Annotated in this window: 15 protein-coding genes; 5 read left to right on the forward strand and 10 right to left on the reverse strand. The window is 70.8% G+C overall.

The window, feature by feature from the left end:
- Window positions 1-170: 170 nt before the first annotated feature.
- Window positions 171-746 (forward strand): adenylosuccinate lyase, encoded by a 576-nt coding sequence (locus R2B38_RS34685; protein ID WP_318019754.1) that lies wholly within the window; start codon window positions 171-173, stop codon window positions 744-746.
- Window positions 747-827: 81 nt separating this feature from the next.
- Here R2B38_RS34685 and R2B38_RS34690 read toward each other — a convergent pair whose 3' ends face one another.
- From R2B38_RS34690 to R2B38_RS34705, 4 genes are all read right to left on the reverse strand, one after another.
- Window positions 828-1,364 (reverse strand): GNAT family N-acetyltransferase, encoded by a 537-nt coding sequence (locus tag R2B38_RS34690; protein ID WP_318019755.1) that lies wholly within the window; start codon window positions 1,362-1,364, stop codon window positions 828-830.
- A 40-nt stretch (window positions 1,365-1,404) separates the two neighbouring features.
- Window positions 1,405-1,803 carry a RidA family protein gene (locus tag R2B38_RS34695; RefSeq protein WP_318019756.1) on the reverse strand — a complete coding sequence of 133 codons (399 nt, stop codon included), beginning with the start codon at window positions 1,801-1,803 and terminating at the stop codon, window positions 1,405-1,407.
- 66 nt (window positions 1,804-1,869) lie between these two features.
- Window positions 1,870-3,450 (reverse strand): alpha/beta hydrolase, encoded by a 1,581-nt coding sequence (locus tag R2B38_RS34700; RefSeq protein ID WP_318019757.1) that lies wholly within the window; start codon window positions 3,448-3,450, stop codon window positions 1,870-1,872.
- Window positions 3,451-3,625: 175 nt separating this feature from the next.
- A complete protein-coding gene (locus R2B38_RS34705) occupies window positions 3,626-4,672 on the reverse strand; it encodes an Rv2578c family radical SAM protein (RefSeq protein ID WP_318019758.1) in 1,047 nt (348 codons plus the stop codon).
- Window positions 4,673-4,863: 191 nt separating this feature from the next.
- Between R2B38_RS34705 and R2B38_RS34710 the strand changes: the two genes are divergently transcribed.
- The 4 genes from R2B38_RS34710 to R2B38_RS34725 all read left to right on the forward strand — a co-directional run bounded on the left by R2B38_RS34710 (window position 4,864) and on the right by R2B38_RS34725 (window position 11,381).
- Window positions 4,864-5,307, forward strand: coding sequence for an SRPBCC family protein (locus R2B38_RS34710; RefSeq protein WP_318019759.1), 444 nt, complete (start codon window positions 4,864-4,866; stop codon window positions 5,305-5,307).
- Window positions 5,308-5,491: 184 nt separating this feature from the next.
- A complete protein-coding gene (locus tag R2B38_RS34715; protein ID WP_318019760.1) occupies window positions 5,492-7,882 on the forward strand; it encodes an MFS transporter in 2,391 nt (796 codons plus the stop codon).
- Between the two features lie 148 nt (window positions 7,883-8,030).
- Entirely contained in the window at window positions 8,031-10,493 is a 2,463-nt protein-coding gene (locus R2B38_RS34720; RefSeq protein ID WP_318019761.1) for a SpoIIE family protein phosphatase, read from the forward strand.
- Between the two features lie 162 nt (window positions 10,494-10,655).
- Window positions 10,656-11,381 carry a class I SAM-dependent methyltransferase gene (locus R2B38_RS34725; protein WP_318019762.1) on the forward strand — a complete coding sequence of 242 codons (726 nt, stop codon included), beginning with the start codon at window positions 10,656-10,658 and terminating at the stop codon, window positions 11,379-11,381.
- Between the two features lie 45 nt (window positions 11,382-11,426).
- Here the strand turns inward: R2B38_RS34725 and R2B38_RS34730 are convergent, their stop codons facing one another.
- Genes R2B38_RS34730 through R2B38_RS34755 form a run of 6 tightly spaced genes read right to left on the reverse strand, consistent with a single transcriptional unit; the run spans window position 11,427 to window position 16,339 of the window.
- Complete coding sequence (locus tag R2B38_RS34730; protein WP_318019763.1) at window positions 11,427-12,344, reverse strand: SDR family NAD(P)-dependent oxidoreductase; 918 nt, start codon at window positions 12,342-12,344, stop codon at window positions 11,427-11,429.
- Between the two features lie 37 nt (window positions 12,345-12,381).
- Complete coding sequence (locus tag R2B38_RS34735; protein WP_318019764.1) at window positions 12,382-13,623, reverse strand: cytochrome P450; 1,242 nt, start codon at window positions 13,621-13,623, stop codon at window positions 12,382-12,384.
- A 48-nt stretch (window positions 13,624-13,671) separates the two neighbouring features.
- The gene (locus R2B38_RS34740; protein WP_033279370.1) at window positions 13,672-13,866 is read right to left on the reverse strand and encodes a ferredoxin; all 195 of its coding nucleotides are present in this window, start codon (window positions 13,864-13,866) and stop codon (window positions 13,672-13,674) included.
- Between the two features lie 28 nt (window positions 13,867-13,894).
- Window positions 13,895-15,100, reverse strand: a complete 1,206-nt coding sequence (locus R2B38_RS34745; RefSeq protein ID WP_318019765.1) for an NAD(P)/FAD-dependent oxidoreductase — start codon at window positions 15,098-15,100, stop codon at window positions 13,895-13,897.
- A gap of 44 nt (window positions 15,101-15,144) precedes the next feature.
- A complete protein-coding gene (locus R2B38_RS34750; protein WP_318019767.1) occupies window positions 15,145-15,885 on the reverse strand; it encodes an SDR family NAD(P)-dependent oxidoreductase in 741 nt (246 codons plus the stop codon).
- A gap of 58 nt (window positions 15,886-15,943) precedes the next feature.
- Entirely contained in the window at window positions 15,944-16,339 is a 396-nt protein-coding gene (locus R2B38_RS34755; RefSeq protein ID WP_318019768.1) for a carboxymuconolactone decarboxylase family protein, read from the reverse strand.
- Between the last annotated feature and the right edge of the window lie 55 nt (window positions 16,340-16,394).

Genomic DNA, 16,394 nt, shown 5'->3' on the forward strand with positions numbered 1-16,394 from the left:
AGGCACCGAACCGACTGCACTCACGGCGGCTGCGTCACCAGGCCGCCGTAAGGAGATACACGAGTGGGTAACTCGCTCACCTGAGCTTAACCGGTGAGTAACGAGCGCGCCAGCCCCCGAGTTTGTGATGTAGGTCCCGGGCTTCCTGTGGCACCCATAGGCTCGGTTTCATGGACGAAGAGTTGCGATCACTCACGGAGCGCTTACGGCAGGAGTCGGGAGGGGCGGTGCCGTACGAGCGACTCGTGGCGACCGGCGACCTCGACGAACTGGCGGAGGTGCTCACGGCCGTCGGACAGCCGCTCTGGGCCCGGGAGTTGGCCGCGTTCCGCCTCGGCCTCGCCGGTGACCGGCGTGCCTTCGAGTCCCTCGTCCTGTTCCTCAACCACCGCGACCCATCCCGGTGCGCCTCCGCCGCGTACGCCCTGGCCCGCCTCGACGACCCCCGCACCGCCCGCGCGGCGGCCGCCCTCGCCACCAACGAACTCCGCGTCGCCTACGCCCTGCACCCCGTCCGCCTCCTGGCCGACCTCCACGCGCCCGAGTCGGTCCCGGCCCTCATCACCACCCTCCAGCGCCGCCTCCGCCCGCACGACCCGTACCGCCGCGTGGCCCTGGCCTGCGTCGAGGGCCTCGGTGAACTGGCCGACCCGCGCGCCAGACCGGTACTGAACGACGCGCTGGCACACCCGGCGTTGGCGGAGGCGGCGGTGCACGCGTTGGGGAGGATTCCGCGGCAGCGGTGAGTGGGCGGGGTCGGGCTGGGTGGGTCGGCGGTCGGTGGGGAGGCTGGATCCGGGTTCGCGGGCGGTCGGCACGGCGGCCCCTCACCCGCTCAACTCCCTGACGTACCGCACCTCGGGCACCAACACCCCCTCCACCTCGTACGGCTCCTCCACCCCGTCCGCCCGGAACCCCGCCCGTTCGTAGAAGCGCCGCGCGCGGGCGTTGCCCCGGACGACCCAGAGGTAGACGCGGTCGTGGCCGAGGGCAGTGGATCGCCGTAGGGCCTCCTGCATCAGGGCCCGCCCGGCGCCGGTGCCCACGTGCTTCGGGTCGAGGTAGAGCGCGTACAACTCGGCGTCCCCGGTGCGGAATTCGCCCTCGCGGTACGGACCGAGCGCGGCCCAGCCGATGATCTCTTCGCCCACCGAAGCGACCAGGTTCAGCACGCTGCCGTCGCTCTCCGCGAAGCGGGCCCGGCGCCGCTCGGCGTCGTCCTTCGCGCTGAGGGTGTCGAGGAAGGCCTGCGGCATGAGGCCCCGGTACGCGAACTGCCAGCCCAGGACGCGGATTTCGGAGACGCGGTCGCAGTCGGCGAGAACCATGGGGCGGATCTGAAGGGGCTCGGCGGCGTCGTCCATGGCGGCACCCTATGGACTCGGCTGCCTGGCCGGCCCCTGATTATTCGCCGACCACCGCGAACGCCTCGATCTCCATCAGGAACTCCGGTCGCACCAGCGCGGCGACCTGGACGGCCGAGGCGGCGGGGAGCCGGTCGTCGGGTATGTGTGCCGCGCGGGCCGTGCGGACGGCCGGCATGTGGGCCATGTCCGTTACGTAGAAGGTCAGTTTGATCACGTCGTCGAATGTGGCGCCCGCGGCGGCCAGGCAGCGGCGGAGGTTCTCGAAGACCTGGCGGGCCTGTGCCGCCGCGTCGCCCTCGCCGACGAGCTTGCCGTCCTCGTCCAGGGCGAGCTGGCCAGAGATCGCGACGAAGCGGCCGGTACCCGTCACGACGTGCGTGTAGGCCGCCGCGGGGGCGACGCCGTCGGGGGCGGAAATCCTCGTCAGTCCACTCATGCGTCCATGGTGGACCATGGGTCTGACAACGAGGATTCCCGCCCCCGGGGGACGGTCAGGCGGGGCTCAGCCGCGGAAGCCCAGTAGGCCGTGCAGCGTCGAACCGTGTGCCGTGCTTGTCGCCGCCTTCGCCGTGGTCAGCGGTTTCGGGTCCGGTGTCTTCTGGCACACCGCGTCGATCTCGCCGCCACTGCGCGGCACCTTGCCGTTGGTCAGATACGTCGACAGGTACTTGTCGAGGCAGGCGTTCCCGCTCAGCGTGATGCCGTGGTTCCCGCCGCCCTGCTCGACCACGAAGCTGGAGTCGGCCAGCATCTGGTGGACCGTGGCGCCGCCCTCGTACGGAGTGGCCGCGTCGTTCGTCGCCTGGAACAGCAGCACCGGCGGCAGCTTGCCGTTGGCGATGTTGATCGGCTCCTTCGTCTTCGTCGGCCAGAACGCGCACGGCGCGTTGTACCAGGCGTTGTTCCAGACCATGAACGGCGCCTTGTCGTAGGCCGCCCAGTTGTCCTTCCGCCACTGGTTCCAGTCGCGCGGCCAGGACGCGTCACGGCACTGCACAGAGGTGTAGACGCTGTACCCGTTGTCCCCGGAGGCGTCGATCGCGGCGAAGTTCTCGTACGTCTCGACCAACGGATCGGCGTTCTTGTCGTTCACGTACGCCGCGAACGCCTCGGCGAGGTAAGGCCAGTAGCCGTTGTAGTAGCCGCCCGGGATGAAGGTGTCCTCCAGCTCGGAGGCCCCCACCTTCCCGCCGGCCGGCTTCTTCGCGAGCGCCTTCCGCATCGCGTACCACTTGGCCTCGATCTTGGCCGGGTCGGTGCCGAGCTTGTACGTCGAGTCGTACTTCGCGATCCACGCCATGAGCGCCTGCTGGCGGTCGTTGAAGGCGTAGTCCTGCCCGAGGTTGTCGTCGTACCAGACACCGGTGGGGTCGACGATGGAGTCGAGGACCAGGCGGCGCACGCGCTCCGGGTAGAGCTTGGCGTACACGGCGCCCAGGTAGGTGCCGTACGAGTAACCGAAGTAGTTGATCTTCTTCGCGCCGAGCGCCGCCCGGATCGAGTCCATGTCCCGCACGGCACTGATCGTGTCGATGTACGGCAGCACGCTCGCGTACTTCTTGCCGCAGGCGGCCGCGAACGCCTTCACGCGCGTGAGGTTGGCCTTTTCCAGCGCGGGGGTGCTCGGTACGGAGTCGGGGCGCACCGGGTTGAAGTAACCGGGCTTGCAGTCGAGGGCCGGGGTGCTCTTGCCGACGCCGCGCGGGTCGAAGCCGATGACGTCGTACTGGGACGCCACCGCCTTGGGCAGCGAGGACGCGACGAAGCCCGCGAGGGTCAGCCCGCTGCCGCCGGGGCCGCCGGGGTTGACCAGCAGCGGTCCCTGGTACGTCTTCGCGGTGTGCGGGACGCGGGACAGGGCGAGCGTGATCTGCCTGCCGTGCGGGTTCGCGTGGTCCAGGGGCACCTTGACGCTCGAGCACTGGAGCGTCGGATAGTCCGTGGTGGCACAGCTCTTCCAGCTGAGCTTCGCCGTCTGGACGGTGGTCGTGGGGCGCGCAGTGCTCGCGTCGGCGGGGAGAGCGGTGACCGTCCCGGCCACGACGACGGCGGCACCGCACAGTACGGCTGCGCGTTTTCTCATACGTCCTCCCAGGACGGAGAGGCGGCGGGCCGCGGGTTTCGCGGTCCGTCCTCGCCGCATAGTCCCGAAATCCCGGGGCGGAAGAACCTGTTCAGCCGATACTTGACCCAATTGGGCCGCCGGATGCGCTCGAACGCCCTGGGATCGGTGAGAAGCGCCTCCCAGGTCAGAGCCCTCAGATCAGCGTGAGCTGCGTCGGCTCGGACACCGGTTCGTCCGCCGGGTCCGGTGGCTCGGGGATCCGGCGCGGCATCCCCGCGCGCGCGGGACCGATGCCGTACTCCTGCGCCAGGTCGTGGACCTGACGGGTGATCCGGCGCTGGTACCACTTCGGGGCGTACGCGCCCTCCGCGTACAGGCGCTCGTAACGGCGCACCAGATGCGGGTGATGCTGCCCGAGCCAGGCCATGAACCACTCGCGGGCGCCGGGCCGCAGATGCAGCACCAGGGGAGTCACCGAGCTGGCCCCGGACGCCGCTATCGCCCTTACGGTGGCGCGCAGTTGGGCCGGGTGGTCGCTCAGGAAGGGGATCACCGGGGCCATCAGGACCCCGACGTCGATGCCGTGCCCGGTCAGGGTCCGTACGGCGTCCAGGCGCCGCTCCGGGGAGGGCGTGCCGGGCTCCACCGTGCGCCACAGCGCCGGGTCGGTGAAGCCGACGGAGACGGAGATGCCGACGTCGGTGACCTCGGAGGCCTGCACCAGGAGGTCCAGGTCGCGCAGGATCAGCGTGCCCTTCGTCAGGATCGAGAAGGGGTTCGCGTGGTCGCGCAGGGCGCCGAGGATGCCCGGCATCAGCCGGTAGCGGCCCTCCGCGCGCTGGTAGCAGTCGACGTTCGTGCCCATCGCTATGTGCTCGCCGAGCCAGCGCCGGGAGCCGAGCTGGCGGCGCAGCAGGTCCGGCGCGTTCACCTTGACCACGATCTGCGAGTCGAAGCCGAGGCCGGTGTCGAGGTCCAGGTAGCTGTGCGACTTGCGGGCGAAGCAGTACACGCACGCGTGGGAGCAGCCCCGGTACGGGTTGACCGTCCACTCGAAGGGCATCCGGGAGGCCCCCGGAACCCGGTTGATGATCGAGCGGGCGCGCACCTCGTGGAAGGTGATCCCGCGGAACTCGGGTGTGTCGAACGTACGGCTGACCACGGCGTCCGCGCCGAACAGCGCGGCGTCGGTCGCCCGGCTGTGACCGCCGGATTCGACGGTGAGGTTCTCCCAGCGCATGACGCCTCCTAAGTAGGCCTGCCCTCCGAGTGAAACACTTGTTCGAATTACTGTGCAAGTGTCATTCCCGAGCCGTTCCCGATCGCTTCCGGCGCCTTGGGGCACCCCGATTTGGGTGGCCGTGGGCGGGGGTGGTTGGCTTGCCCCGACCCCGACAACCGATGTCCTGACTCATGTCCTGGAGGAAACCGATGGCGCAGGTCGAGGCGACTACCGAGCGGGTCGTCGCAGCCGACGCGGAGGCTGTCTTCGACGCCCTCGCCGACTACAGCGGCACGCGCGCGAAGGTGCTGCCCGAGCAGTTCAGCGAGTACGAGGTGCGCGAGGGCGGCGACGGCGAGGGCACCCTCGTCCACTGGAAGCTCCAGGCCACCAGCAAGCGCGTCCGCGACTGCCTCCTGGAGGTCACCGAGCCGACCGACGGCGAACTGGTCGAGAAGGACCGCAACTCCACGATGGTCACCACCTGGCGGGTCACCCCGGCCGGCGAGGGCAAGTCCCGCGTCGTCGTGACCAGCACGTGGAACGGTGCCACCGGCATCGGCGGCTTCTTCGAGCGCACCTTCGCCCCCAAGGGCCTCGGCCGGATCTACGACCTGGTCCTCGACCGGCTCGCCGCCGAGGTCGAGAAGTAGGGGCAGTTGAGGGGAGCGGGCCCCAAAGTCCAGCTCTCCAGGGCGTGTTGACGCCCGCACCCGCTTCTCACCGGTTCGAGTGGATCTCCGTTCGAGCCGGGCGTACGCCGTAACTCGTCACGCTTGCTCGCAGTTGTCGCCTAAAGCGGGAATTGTGCGGCAGGCGCGACGAGGGGAGCGGTACGTGGGCGGGACGACTCTGGTGCAGGACGAACAGGCCCCGGCACCCCCGGAGACCCCCGTCCCCGCACCCGTCGAGAAGGCCGAACTGAGCCCGCGCCGCGTGCGGTTGGTGTTCCTCGGCCTGATGCTCGCACTGCTGCTCGCGGCCCTCGACCAGATGATCGTCGCCACCGCGCTCCCGAAGATCGTTGGCGAACTGCACGGCCTGGACAAGATGTCCTGGGCGATCACCGCCTACCTCCTCACCTCCACGGTCGGCCTGCCTGTCTACGGCAAACTCGGCGACCTCCTCGGCCGCAAGAGCGTGTTCCAGTTCGCGATCGGCGTCTTCGTCATCGGCTCCGCGCTCTCCGGCCGCGCCCAGTCCATGGACCAACTCATCGCGTTCCGCGCGGTGCAGGGCATCGGCGCCGGCGGACTCATGATCGGCGTGCAGGCGATCATCGCGGACATCGTGCCGCCCCGGGAGCGCGGCCGCTTCATGGGCCTGATCGGCGCCACCTTCGGACTCGCCTCCGTGGCGGGGCCGTTGCTCGGCGGCTACTTCACGGACCACCTCTCCTGGCGCTGGTGCTTCTACATCAACGTGCCTTTCGGCGTGGTGACGTTCGCCGTCGTGACCGTCGTACTCAAACTGCCGAAGCCGACCGCCAAGGCGCGCCTAGACCTCCTCGGCGCACTCCTCCTTGCCGCTGCCTCAACATGCCTGGTCCTGCTGACCAGTTGGGGCGGCACCGAGTACGCCTGGGGCTCGCACGTCATCCTCGGGCTCGGCGCGGGAGCCGTGGCCGCCGCGGTCCTCTTCCTCGTCGCCGAGCGCTTCGCGCCCGAACCCCTCATCCCGCTACGACTGTTCAAGGACGCCGTCTTCAACGTCACCGCCCTCGTGGGCCTGGTGATCGGGGTCGCGCTGTTCGGGGCGGCCAGCTATCTGCCGACCTTCCTGCAGATGGTCGACGGGGCGAGTGCCACCGAGTCGGGACTGCTGATGCTGCCGATGATGGGCGGCATCGTGGGCGCGTCGATCATCTCCGGCCAACTCATCAGCCACACCGGCCGGTACAAGATCTACCCGCTCCTCGGCAGCGCGCTGGCCACCCTCGGGATGTGGCTGCTGTCCCGGCTCGAAGTCGACACCTCCCGGCTGCAGTACAGCGTCTGGATGGCCGTCCTCGGCGCCGGTATCGGCATGGTGATGCCCGTCCTCGTCCTCGCCGTGCAGAACTCCGTACGGCCCGCCGACCTCGGCACCGCCACCAGCGCCAACAACTACTTCCGGCAGATCGGCGGCAGCGTCGGCGCCGCCATCTTCGGCACCCTCTTCGCCAACCGGCTCACCGACGCCCTGCGCGACCGCATCCCCGCGCGCGCGGGTGCCGGCCTTCCCGACCCCGAGTCCATCACCCCGCAGCTCGTCCACACGCTGCCCCCGGCCCTGCGCGACGGCTACATCCAGGCGTACGCCGACGCCATGCCGCGGATCTTCCTCTACCTGGTGCCGGTGCTCGCCCTCGGCTTGCTCATCGCCTTCTTCCTCAAGGAGAAACCGCTGGTGTCCCACAACGCCCCCGCCGAGACGTCCGAGACCGCGCCCCTCAACTCCCCGATTCCGCAGGCGCGTTCGTCGTACGCGGCCGGAATCCCCGTCTGTGGAACGGTCCAACACCCCGACGGGACCGTCGTGCCCCGAGCCGCGCTCACCCTCATCGACGTCTCCGGACAGCAGATCGGGCGCGGTGCCAGCGGCGCGGACGGGCGGTACGCGCTGTCGACGCCCGGCTCCGGGTCGTACGTCCTGATCGCGGCGGCCGGTGGACATCAGCCGCAGGCGGTGTCCGTGACCGTCGGCGAGCGGCCCGTCGAGCTGGACGTCGTCCTCGGCGGCGCCGGACGCCTCGCCGGGAGTGTGCTGACCGCGGACGGCACCCCGGTGCGGGAGGCCGCCGTGACGCTCACCAACGTGCACGGCGAGGTCGTGGCCAGTACGCGCAGCGGGCGCGAAGGGGGCTATGTCATCAGCGAGTTGGTGGCCGGCGAGTACACCCTCGCCGCGAGCGCGCCCGCGTTCCGCCCGGCCGCGCTCCCGGTCAGCGTGCAGGCGTCCCGCGAGACCCGCCAGGACGTCGAACTCGCCGGCGGCGCCGTGCTGCGCGGCACGGTCAGGGCGAGCGGCGGGCGGCCCGTCGAGGACGCGCGCGTGACGCTGCTCGACGCGGCGGGCAACGTCGTGGACACGCTCACCACGGGACCCGACGGAACGTTCCGGTTCGTCGATCTGTCCTCCGGCGAGTACACGGTGATCGCCGCCGGGTACCCGCCCGTGGCCACCGTGCTCCAAGTGGCGGGCGGGGGACGCACCGAGCGCGATCTCCAACTCGGCCACGAGGACTGACTCCTGCCCCATGGAGCGCGCAGGCGTGCGCCGGTGCGATGGAGTGGAACCAATTCCAGGAATGCCACACATCGCCACCGGTCGCCCCCGTAGCGTGGTGAGTGGCGGTACAGATCTTGCGGAGCCGTGGGGAGAGAGGGCCTGGGCCATGGACCGTGGCACCGAGCGGGAGACACCTCCCGGCCGCGGGGCCGGGGACGACGTGGTGCTCGAACACACCGCGACGGGCCGGGTCCCCCTCGCCGTGATCCTCGTCGACCGCGACGGCCTCGTCTCGCACTGGAGCCGCGGCGCCCGACGTCTGTTCGGCGCCACCAAGGACGAGGCGATCGGCCAGCCGGCTCTCGACCTCCTCCCCGTCTCCGGCGCCCTGCCCGACGACGAGGAGCCCAGTCCCTACGGCGGGTTCACGGCCTACGACGGACTCGGCCCCGACCTGGAGTCCTCCCTCGACGGGCGCCTCTCCTACCCGGCCGCCGGACGTGCCCGCCTCACCGTCCCCGAGCACGACCGTGTGGACGTCCTGTGGTGGGCCTATCCGCTCGTCGGTCCCGGACAGGAACGGCTGCTCGTGCTCGCCGCCGACGCGGGCGGCCTGCGCCAGGACCTCCCGGAAGCGGACCGCGCCTTCGAGCGCATAGCACCGGGCTTCGCCCTGCACACCGACTTCCCCGGCGCCGACGAACTCGCCCGCAGGCTCCCCGAGATCCTGCCCAGCATGAGCGTCGGCGAGAGCGCCCGCATCGTCGCCCAGGTCCTCGAACTGGGCTATCCCGTCCTGGAGTTCAGCCAGAACGAGCGGGTGCCGGTGACCCCCGACTGGGGCGTCGCCCGCCGCGCCGAGCGCAAGGCCCGCCGCGAGCGCGCCGTCCTCGCCGCGGCCGAGGGACTTCCCCTTCCGCAGGAGGTCGCGGACGAGGGCGAGGACCTCGAATACGTCGCCGTACGCGAGCGGTTGGAGTTCCTGAACGAGGTCAGCGGACGCATCGGCACCTCGCTCGACCTGGCGCAGACCATCGTCGAGGTCAGCAAGGCCGTCGTCCCCAAGTTCACGGATGTCGCCGGGACTTACCTCCGTGAGCAGGTCGTCGCCGGTGAGGGGTTCCCGGACGGCGTGCCGGACACCACGACCATGTGGCACCGGGTCGCCCTGGAGCACACCGACGAACCCGGCCGCTGGGACGACGTCGTACCGGTCGGCGAGGCCATGCCGTTCCCCGCGCACACGCCGTTCTTCCAGTGCATGACCACCGGCGAACCCGTCCTCGTGCCGCGCATCAGCGAACAGATGGGGCACATGATCGCCTCGCAGTTCGAGAAGCGCGACATCCGGCCGCTGATCACCGGCCGTTCCATGCTGGTCGTCCCGCTCAAGGCCCGCAACGTCGTCCTCGGCTTCATGATCCTGCTGCGCCACCCGGAGCGCGTCGAGTTCAACGACATGGACCGCGTCACCGGCGCCGAACTCGCCGCCCGGGCAGGCCTGGTGCTCGACAACGCGCGCATGTACACCTACCAGGAGTCCGTCGCCGAGACGCTCCAGGACAGCATGCTGCCGCACATCCCGCCGCGCATGGCGGGCTGCGACATCGCCACCCGCTATCTGCCGGGCACGCTGCTCGGACGCGTCGGCGGCGACTGGTTCGACTCGGTGAAACTGCCCGGCGCCCGCACCGCGCTCGTGGTCGGCGACGTCATGGGCCACGGCCTCAACTCGGCAGCGATGATGGGCCAGTTGCGCACCGCCGTACAGACCATGGCCGCCATGGACCTCCCGCCCGCCCAACTCCTGCGCAACCTCGACGACTTGGCGCAACGCCTCGGCGACTCGTACCTCGCGACCTGCCTGTACGTCGTCTACGACCCGATCGCGAGCGAACTCCACATCGCCAACGCGGGCCACATCCCGCCGGTGATCGTGCGCGCCGGGGACGGCCGCAGCGAGCTGCTCGACCTGCCCACGGGTGCGCCCATCGGCGTCGGCGGGGTGCCCTTCGAGGCGGTGCGTGTGCGCGTGGCGCCCGGCGACCGGCTCGTGATGTGCACCGACGGGCTCGTCGAGGTGCGCGGCGAGGACATCGGCGTAGGACTCGCGACGCTGAGCGAGTCGGCCGCGCATCCGGCCGCGTCCATGGACGACGCCTGCGACACCATCATCCGCACTCTGAACACCCGCGGCGGCCGCAAGGACGACGTCGCCCTCCTGATGGCCCGCCTCAACGGCATCGAGCCCGACGACGTCGCCGAGTGGCGGCTCTCCCTCGACCCGGTCGAGGCCGGCCGGGCCCGCGCGGCGGTCCGCGAACAGCTCCACGCGTGGGGCCTGGCCCAACTCGCCGACAACGCGGCCCTGTTGGCGGGCGAGCTGGTCACCAACGCCGTACGGCACTCGCACGGCCGCCGGATCGCGCTGCGCCTGATACGCGGTGACACGCTGCTGTGCGAGGTGGACGACGACGATCCCACGCTGCCGTCCCTGCTCGGCGCGGGCCCCGGTGACGAGTTCGGCCGCGGACTGCACCTGGTCGGCGTGCTCGCCCGCGAATGGGGCGCCAGCCGTACGACCACGGGCAAGACCGTGTGGTTCGAACTCACCCTGCCGCGCCGCTGAAGCGGGTGCGACCGAGGGGGTGCAAGGGGCGCACAACGGCGTACACCGGTCGAATGAGCGGTGAAGGAATGCGCCGTGTGCTTGTGAGCGGGACCGGGGCGCGATAGACCGTACTGGCCCGTCACTTATGGCGGAACGGCCTCGCATCCTGGGGAGTTGGGCATGAGCGTGACCAGTCGGTACCGGGAGGCCTGGGAAGGTTTCTGGCGCGAGGCGCCCGACGGACAGGGAGCCGTCTTCTGGGACGCGGCGGCGGCGCAGACGGTGGGGCTCCATCTCGCCCTGTTCGAGCCGAAGTTGCGCGATCCCGGTCTGCAGATGGTGGACCTCGGCTGCGGCAACGGTACGCAGACCCGGTTCCTCGCGGACCGGTTCAGCCATGTGGTCGGCGCCGATCTGTCCGCCGCGGCCCTCGACCACGCCCGGCACGCCGACCCGGCGGGGCAGGCGGCCTACCGGCTGCTGGACGCCGCCGACAAGACCGAGGTCGAGACCCTGCACGCCGAACTCGGCGACGCCAACGTCTATATGAGGGGCGTACTGCACCAGGTGGATCCCGACGACCGGCAGCCGCTGGTCGACGGGATCGCCACGCTCATCGGCGAGCGCGGCCACGCGTTCCTCGTCGAACTCGCCGAGGCCGCCCGACCGATCCTGGGCGCACTGGCCCAGGATCCGGCCGGACCGCCCGCGAAACTCGCCCCGGTCCTGCGTCACGGCATCGTCCCCGGCGAGGTCGCCGACGACGAGGTGCCCGAACTCCTGCGCGCGGCCGGCCTCACGGTCGTCGCGAGCGGTGAACTGCCCCTGATCACCACCGAGTTCAGGGACGACGGCGCCCGGATCGAACTGCCGTCGAAGTGGCAGATCGTGAGCCGCGCACAGTGAGAAGGAGGGAGGAGGCGGGGCGGCTCACCGCCTCCCCCGACCGGTCTAGCCGAACTGGTGCTTGAGGAACGACCCGGACCACGCCATCAGGTCCGCGGGCACGTAGTAGCCCTTCTCGTCGTTGATCGCGTCCCAGTTCTTCGCCACGTCCTCGACCGAGGCGTCGCCGCCCTCGTGCGCGTACCCCTCCGTCGAGGCCAGGAACACCCGCGCGAACCGGCCCGCGCCGGCGGTGTAGATCTCCCCGCTCACCGGGACGCTCTCGTGCGCGAGGTAGGCCACCATCGGTGCGACGGCCGACGACGGCATGTACGGCATGCCCTCCACGGTCTCCGTCGGCTCCTCCTCGGGGCCGCCGCCCATCCGGGTCATCGCGGCCGGTGCGATCAGGTTGACCTTGATGTTGTGCGGCTCTCCGGCCAGCTTCGCGCTGCGGGCCATACCGACCGTGCCGGCCTTCGCGGCGGCGTAGGACAGGTTGTTGTCCATGCCGAACATGCCGCTGGAGGTGGTCAGGACGACCCGGCCGTAGCCCTGCTCGACGAAGTGCGGCCAGGCGGCCCGCATCGTGTTGAAGGAGCCGAGCAGGTGGACGGCCAAGTGCCGTTCCAGGTTGTCGAGTTCGATGTCCGGCAGGCCCGCGTACCGGATGATGCCGGCGTTGTTGACGAGGACGTCGATCCGGCCGAAGGTCTCGATCGCGGTGCCGATGATGGCCTCGCCGCCGGCCGGCGTGGACACGTCGTGGGTGTCGGCGACGGCCGCCCCGCCGGCGGCGACGATCTGGTCGACGACCTTCTGCGCGGGTCCGGCGTCCGAGCCCTCGCCCTCCATCGACCCGCCCAGGTCGTTGACGACGACCTTCGCCCCGCGCTCCGCCAGCAGGCGGGCGTAGGCGCGGCCGAGGCCGCGGCCCGCGCCGGTGACGACGGCTACGCGTCCTTCGAAGCCGAACTCGCTCATGGGTGACTCCAGTTGTGTGCGGGTGACAGCGTGGGTGCTACCAGGCGACCGGCAGCTCGTGCAGGCCGTAGGCGAGCGCGTCGTCGCGGCGGAACCTCAACTCGTCGAAACCGACGGCCAGTCGGAGGGTCGGGACGCGGCGGTACAACGTGCCGTAGACGACCTGGAGTTCGATGCGGGCGAGCTGCTGGCCGAGGCACTGGTGGATGCCCCAGGCGAAGGCGTGGTGGTGCCGTGCCTCGCGGGAGATGTCGAACCTCTCCGGCTCGGGGAAGGCCGCCGGGTCCCAGTTGCCCACGGGCAGCGCGACGACGATGCCCTCGCCGGCCTTGATGGTGACGCCCTCGATCTCGATGTCCTCGGCGGCGATCCGCCGCTGCCCGAGCGCCGGGATCGTCAGATAGCGCAGGATCTCCTCGACGGCGTTCGCGACGACCTTGGGGTCGTCCGTCCCACGCAGCAGGGCGAGTTGCTCGGGGTTCTGGAGGAGCAGGGCGGTGCCCAGGGTAATCATGCTGGCGCTGGTCTCGTGGCCGGCGATCAGCAGGATCATGCAGAGCATCACGGCCTCGGGCAGGGTGACCTCGCCCGCCTTGATCCGCCCGGCGAAGTCCGAGATGACGTCGTCGCTCGGCTCCTCCATCCGCTTCTGGAGCAGCCCGGCCAGATAGCCGCCGAGCGCCTGGTTCGCCGCCCGGTCCTGCTCGGCGGTCTTGTCGCTGCGGGTCGCCAGCGAGGCGTGCTCCTGGAAGAACTCGTGGTCCTCGTACGGGACTCCGAGCAGCGCGCAGATCATCAGCGAGGGCAGCGGCAGCGACAGCGCGGCGTTCAGGTCCGCCGGGTTCGGGCCCGCGAGCATCTTGTCGATCAGCTCGTCGGTGAACCGCTGGATCTCCGGCCGCAGCTTCTCCATCCGGTTGCGCGTGAACGGAGCCGTCATCATGCGGCGGATCCGCGTGTGGTCGGCGCCGTCGGCGTTGAAGATGGTCAGCGGGTGATGGGGAGCGTTCTCCGCCATCGCCTCGTTCGGGTACGGGAACCCGGGCTGCTTGTCGTCGGAGCTGACCCGCGGGTCGGACAGGATCACGCGCTGCGCGGCGTGCCCGGTCACCAGCCACGGGGTGCTGCCGTCCCAGATCCGGCCCCGGGACACGGGTGCCGTCTCGTTCAGGGCGCGCAGTCCGGCGGGCGGGGCGAACGGGCAGGCGCGGTCGCGTGCGCCCGGGTAGTCGAACAACTCCGCGTCAGGGGCGGCGAGTTCCGTCTCGGCCTCGGACATGGTCGTTCCTCCAGATGAGGGTGAGGGTGGGGGGAGTACAGCTGGGGGCTATTCCTCGATGCGGATCGCCAGCGCGGGGCACACCGCCGCGGCGTTCCGTACGTCGTCGGCCAGTTCGGCCGGCGGGTTCTCGTTCAGCAGGACGACGATGCCGTCCTCGTCGCGCTGGTCGAACACGTCCATGGCGGCGGCTACGCACTGCCCGGCGGCGACGCATTTGTCCTCGTCGACGACAACCTTCATGGCAACTCTCCTGATCGTTCCGGGTCGTTCAGTGGGCGGGAGCGGGGGAGGGGACCGCGTCGACGATCTCCTGACGGCGCTGTCTGGCCTGCTTGGGCATGTTCCAGCCGAGGATCCCGGTGACCCGGCCCCCGCTGCGGTAGCGCGCGACGAACCGGCGGGCAGCCAACTCCCCGTCCACGACGTCCACTTCGGCATCCGCCGGCAGGAACCCGTGCACCTGGAGCTTGGCGTCGAACTGATCGGTCCAGAAGTACGGCACCGGCTCGTACGCCCGGTCCTCGCCGAGGATCGCCCCGGCGACCGCCATGGCCTGCTCGGTGGCGTTGGTGCGGTTCTCCAGCCGGATCAGCCGGCCGAGCTGTTCATGGTGCCAGCGGGCCACGTCACCGACGGCGTAGATCCCCGGCGCGGCCTGGCAACGGGAGTCGCACACCACGCCGTTGTCGAGTTCGAGCCCGCTGTCGGCCAGCCACTCCGTCGCCGGGGTCGCCCCGATCGCGACCACGACCACATCGGCGGGCAGTACCTCGCCGGTGCTCAACTCGACGCCGGTGACCCGGCCTTGGGCGCCGGTCAGCCCCACGACGCCGTTGCCCAGCCGGAGTCGCACCCCCCGTTCGGTGTGCAGCTCCGCCAGCAGTCCCGACACCAGCGGGCCCACCTGGAGGGCCAGCGGTCCCGTCAGTGGGCCCGCGAGGGTGACCTCCAGGCCCAACGTCCGTGCGGTGGCGGCGATTTCGGAGCCGAGCACCCCCTCGCCGACGACCACCAGACGGGACCCGGCCAGCAGATCCGTGCGCAGGGCGAGCGCGTCGTCGAGGGTGCGCAGCACATGCACACCGGTCAACTCGCTCTGTCCGGGCAGGACTCGGGGCCGTACGCCGGTGGCGATGACGATCGCGTCGGCGCTCAGTTCGCGCCCGGACTCGGTGCGTACGGTCCGGGTCGCGGTGTCCAGGGCTACCGCCGGGTCGCCGAGCACGAACTCGGTGTGGAGGCCGGACAGCATCTCCTCGGTGCGCAGGGCGGCGCGGCCCGGTTCCCAGGCGCCGGAGAGGATCTGCTTGGAGAGCGGCGGACGGTCGTACGGGGCGTGCGGCTCGGCTCCGAGCACCGTGATCCGGCCCGGGTACCCTTTGCGCCTCAGGGCCTCCACCGTGGTCAGCCCGGACGCGGAGGCGCCCACCACCAGCACGTGGGCCACGGACCCGGTGTCGTCCTCGATGCTCATGTTCTGCTCCGTTGCAGCGTTGGTGCGATGGTCGGTGCGGGCGCTCACGCCAGATAGCGCCCGCCGTTGACGCTGAGGGTCTGGCCGGTGACGTAGGCGGCTTCCTCGGAGGCCAGGTAGGCCACCGCGTAGGCGATGTCCTCCGGTTCGCCGGCCCGCTTCATCGGCATGGTGGCGGCGGCCGCCTCCACGTCGACCGGGCCCTCGCGGACCAGGGGGGTGTCGATGAAGCCGGGCGGCACGTGGTTCACGGTGATGCCCTGGCCGATGTACTCGACCGCGAGGGCCCGGGTGAGGGCGATGACGCCGCCCTTGGAGGACGCGTAGTGGGCCATGGCGGGCGCGCCGGTCTGCGCGGAGGACGAGGAGATGTTGACGATCCGGCCCCAGCCGGCTTCGACCATGTCGGGCACGATCTCCTTGGTGACCAGGAACGGGCCCTTGAGGTTGATCCCGATCATGCGGTCCCAGGACGCCTCGGAGATGCTCGTGAACGGCTCGTAGGCCGTGATGCCCGCGTTGTTGACGAGGATCGTGACCGGGCCGAGCTCCTCGCGGGTGCGGGCGGCCGCCCGGGCCACGGCGCCGGCCTCGGCCGCGTCGCCGGGGACGGCGATCGCCGTACCGCCGGCCTCCTGGATGGCCGCCGCGGTCTTCTCGGCGCCCTCGCTGTTCAGGTCCCACACCGCGACCGCGGCTCCCCTGGCCGCGAGCACCTTGGCGATCGCCTGGCCGATGCCGCGGCCGCCGCCGGTGACGACGGCGACCTTCCCTTGAAGTGACATGTGCGCTCCCTTGCGCTCGTGCGCGGTGCCGGAGAACGGGCACCGGTGGTTCGTTCGGCTATTCGCCCAGGGCCTCGCGGGCCGCGGCGCGGGCGGCGACGGCCCGGGGGAAGCCGGTGTACCCGGCGGAGTGGTAGAGGATCTCGGCCAGCTCGTCCCTGGTCACGCCGTTGGTGAGGGCGACCCGGACGTGGGTCTTCAGCTCGGTCTCGGCGCCGAGCGCGATCAGGATGCCGAGGGTGACCAGGCTGCGGTCGCGCGGGGCGAGGCCCTCACGGCCCCACAGCGCGCCCCACACGGTGGACAGGCCGATCTCGACGAGGTCCTCGCCGAGCTTGCCGTCCCGCATGTCGAGATCACCCTCCGCGGGGACCACCCCGGGCAGCGCGGCCCGCAGGGCTTTCAGTCCCGCGACGCGCAGATCGCTGGTTTCCTTGACGTCTTCGGCGCTCATGCCCGACTCCCGGTTCCCGCACGACTCTCGGTTCCTGCGATTGCATTCGTCCCAA

Source organism: Streptomyces sp. N50, assembly GCF_033335955.1.
In the GTDB taxonomy this organism is placed as follows: Bacteria; Actinomycetota; Actinomycetes; order Streptomycetales; family Streptomycetaceae; genus Streptomyces.

Coding starts and splice junctions, on each gene's coding strand:
- R2B38_RS34695 (WP_318019756.1), bottom strand. CDS start 1,803: ATGAGTGGACTGACGAGGATTTCCGCCCCCGACGGCGTCGCCCCCGCG.
- R2B38_RS34725 (WP_318019762.1), top strand. CDS start 10,656: ATGAGCGTGACCAGTCGGTACCGGGAGGCCTGGGAAGGTTTCTGGCGC.
- R2B38_RS34755 (WP_318019768.1), bottom strand. CDS start 16,339: ATGAGCGCCGAAGACGTCAAGGAAACCAGCGATCTGCGCGTCGCGGGA.
- R2B38_RS34710 (WP_318019759.1), top strand. CDS start 4,864: ATGGCGCAGGTCGAGGCGACTACCGAGCGGGTCGTCGCAGCCGACGCG.
- R2B38_RS34705 (WP_318019758.1), bottom strand. CDS start 4,672: ATGCGCTGGGAGAACCTCACCGTCGAATCCGGCGGTCACAGCCGGGCG.
- R2B38_RS34700 (WP_318019757.1), bottom strand. CDS start 3,450: ATGAGAAAACGCGCAGCCGTACTGTGCGGTGCCGCCGTCGTCGTGGCC.
- R2B38_RS34750 (WP_318019767.1), bottom strand. CDS start 15,885: ATGTCACTTCAAGGGAAGGTCGCCGTCGTCACCGGCGGCGGCCGCGGC.
- R2B38_RS34690 (WP_318019755.1), bottom strand. CDS start 1,364: ATGGACGACGCCGCCGAGCCCCTTCAGATCCGCCCCATGGTTCTCGCC.
- R2B38_RS34735 (WP_318019764.1), bottom strand. CDS start 13,623: ATGTCCGAGGCCGAGACGGAACTCGCCGCCCCTGACGCGGAGTTGTTC.
- R2B38_RS34685 (WP_318019754.1), top strand. CDS start 171: ATGGACGAAGAGTTGCGATCACTCACGGAGCGCTTACGGCAGGAGTCG.
- R2B38_RS34740 (WP_033279370.1), bottom strand. CDS start 13,866: ATGAAGGTTGTCGTCGACGAGGACAAATGCGTCGCCGCCGGGCAGTGC.
- R2B38_RS34720 (WP_318019761.1), top strand. CDS start 8,031: ATGGACCGTGGCACCGAGCGGGAGACACCTCCCGGCCGCGGGGCCGGG.
- R2B38_RS34745 (WP_318019765.1), bottom strand. CDS start 15,100: ATGAGCATCGAGGACGACACCGGGTCCGTGGCCCACGTGCTGGTGGTG.
- R2B38_RS34730 (WP_318019763.1), bottom strand. CDS start 12,344: ATGAGCGAGTTCGGCTTCGAAGGACGCGTAGCCGTCGTCACCGGCGCG.